Annotated in this window: 2 protein-coding genes; one reads left to right on the top strand and one right to left on the bottom strand. The window is 68.6% G+C overall.

Translation table 11 applies throughout. The features are described from left to right. Positions 1–88: 88 nt before the first annotated feature. Positions 89–1,324: an ABC transporter substrate-binding protein gene (locus GA0115259_RS34440; RefSeq protein ID WP_093604194.1), complete on the bottom strand. Its 1,236-nt coding sequence runs from the start codon at positions 1,322–1,324 to the stop codon at positions 89–91. Between the two features lie 348 nt (positions 1,325–1,672). Between GA0115259_RS34440 and GA0115259_RS34435 the strand changes: the two genes are divergently transcribed. Further along, positions 1,673–2,590, top strand: a 918-nt coding sequence (locus GA0115259_RS34435; protein ID WP_202450614.1) for an ROK family protein, incomplete at its 3' end; no start/stop codon positions are given.

Below are 2,590 nucleotides of genomic sequence, written 5' to 3'. Positions count from 1 at the left end.
AACCGCCGAGCTCGGCCGACGCGGCGGGCTCAGCGGGCTCGGTCGGCTCGGCAGGCTCCGGCTCGGGCGTGGTCATCTCGCTGCCACGCTACTCGGCGACCTCCGCCGCCGTCGCGTCCCGGGCGATCCGCCCGAGGATCACTCCCGGGTTCCCGCCCGGCTCGACCGCCTTGCCGATGTTGTCCTTGATGTCCTGGCTGACGCCACCCCAGGACTTCTTCCCGGACGGATACAGCTCGGCGGTGGGCAGCACCTGCTGGAAGGTGCTCAGTTCCTTGTACGCCGAGTCCGCCGCCATCGCCTCGTTCGCGCTGTAGGTGACCGGCAGCAGGTCGTACTGCCCGACGAAGTCGAGGACGTTCTTGTCCTCGTACACATAGTCCAGGAACGCGCCGATCTCCTTGGCGTGGCCGTTCTGCTTGAAGGCCATCATCCAGTCGGCCACGCCCATCGACGGCTTGGGCTTGCCGTCGAAGCCGGGCAGCGGCAGCATCCCGACGTCGATGCCCGCCTTCCGCGCGTCGAGCAGCAGCGTCGGATGGCCGTTGAGCATACCGACCTGGCCGCTGGTGAACGCCTTGAAGGCAGTGGTCCTGTCGAGCTTCGCCGGAGCGATCGGTCCGGTCAGCCCGGCGCCGACGAGGTTCTTCTTGAGCCAGTTGAACGTGTTGATGTTCTGGTCCGAGTCGATGTCGTACGAGCCGTCGGCGTTGTTCAGATAACCGCCGCCGCCGGCCAGCAGCCACATCATGGTCTCGCCCTGCGCCTCCTCCGAGCCGAGCGGAAGCGCGATCGGAGTCGTCACGCCCGCCGCCTTGAGCGCCTCGGCGTCGGACTGGATGTCGTCCCAGCTCTTGGGCGCGCTCAGGCCGGACTGCTCGAAGAGCTTCTTGTTGTAGAAGAGCAGCCGGGCCGAGGCTATGAAGGGCAGCCCGTACTGGATGCGGTTGACCTTGCCGGCGTCGGCGAGCTGGGACAGGAAGTTCGCCTGCGTGGGCACGGAGAGGATCTGGTCCGCGGTGTAGAGCTTGTCCTGTTTGGCGTAGTCGGCGTAGGAGCCGATCTGCGCCAGGTCGGGAGCCTTGTCCTGCGCCACCATGTCCGCGACGTCCTTGTCGACGGTCTTCCACGAGCGGACATCGATATCGATCTTGATGCCCGGGTGCTCGGACTCGAAATTCCTGGCGAGCTCGGCCCAGTATTTGTCGGACCTGTCGGACGAGCCATTGCCGTAGTCGGCGGCGACAAGTCTGAGGGTGACGTCCCCAGAACCCGCCGTGCTGCCACAGCCGGCCAGCGCCATTGTCATGCCTAGTGCGGCCATGGCCGCCGTCGCTCCCCGAAAGCGCTGCTGCACAGCTCTGTTCCGCCTCTGTTCTTCAGTGTTCACGTACTGCGGTGTTCGCGTACTTCGGTGCTCGCGTCAGTGTTCGTTCTTCCGTTGCGTGAAGCCACGGTCCCGGTATGAATCTGTGATTTTCCACTATCCGGAGGTTTACGGTCCACGGAACGCCGGTTTCGCTTCGGCAACGTCTGTGCCAAGAGCTCATGAGGATCCGCCGTTTGTATGGACGCACAACAATCCAGGACAGTGGACTAGACCTTTCATGGGTCTACGGGCGAGACTGTCTCCGTGAGACACGTCATCGCCCTGGATGTGGGCGGCACAGGCATGAAAGCCGCCCTGGTCGGGGCGGACGGCGCGCTGCTGTACGAGGTGCGGCGGGCGACCGGCAGGGAGCGCGGACCCGACGCCGTCGTGGAGGGCATCCTCGGCTTCGCCGCCGAGCTGCGCGCGTACGGCGCCGAGCACTTCGGCGAGAGCGCCCTCGCGGCGGGAGTCGCCGTTCCCGGGATCGTCGACGCCGAGAACGGCATCGCGGTGTACGCGGCGAACCTCGGCTGGCGTGACGTACCGATGCGCGCGCTGCTCGCCGAGCGGCTCGGCGGCGTACCGGTCGCGCTCGGGCACGACGTACGCACCGGCGGTCTCGCCGAAGGGCGGCTCGGCGCCGGCCGTGGCGCGGACCGGTTCATGTTCATACCGCTGGGCACCGGAATCGCGGGCGCCATCGGCATCGGCGGGACGATCGAGGCGGGCGCGCACGGCTACGCGGGCGAGATCGGCCATGTCGTGGTCCGTCCCGACGGGCCCGAGTGCGGCTGCCGGCAGCGCGGCTGTCTGGAGACGCTCGCCTCGGCGGCGGCCGTGAGCCGCGCGTGGGCGGCGGCGAGCGGCGATCCGGAGGCGGACGCGGCCGACTGCGCGAAGGCCGTGGAGTCGGGCGATCCCGAGGCCGTACGGGTCTGGCTCGACGCGGTCGACGCGCTCGCCGCAGGTCTGGTCACCGCGCTGACGCTGCTCGATCCCCGGACGCTGATCATCGGTGGCGGACTCGCCGAGGCAGGGGAAACATTGTTCACACCGCTGCGGGCGGCGGTCGAGGAGCGCGTGACGTTCCAGAAGCTGCCCGAGATCGTGCCGGCGGCCCTCGGGGACACCGCCGGATGCCTGGGCGCGGGACTGCTGGCCTGGGACCTGGTGGCTCCGGCCGACGGGCCGGCCGCCGTCACCGGCTCGGGCGCCCCC

This window comes from Streptomyces sp. MnatMP-M17, from assembly GCF_900091995.1.
Classification (GTDB): Bacteria; Actinomycetota; Actinomycetes; order Streptomycetales; family Streptomycetaceae; genus Streptomyces.
Note: the sequence above shows the minus strand (reverse complement) of the source record. Positions and strands in the feature narration are given on the sequence as shown.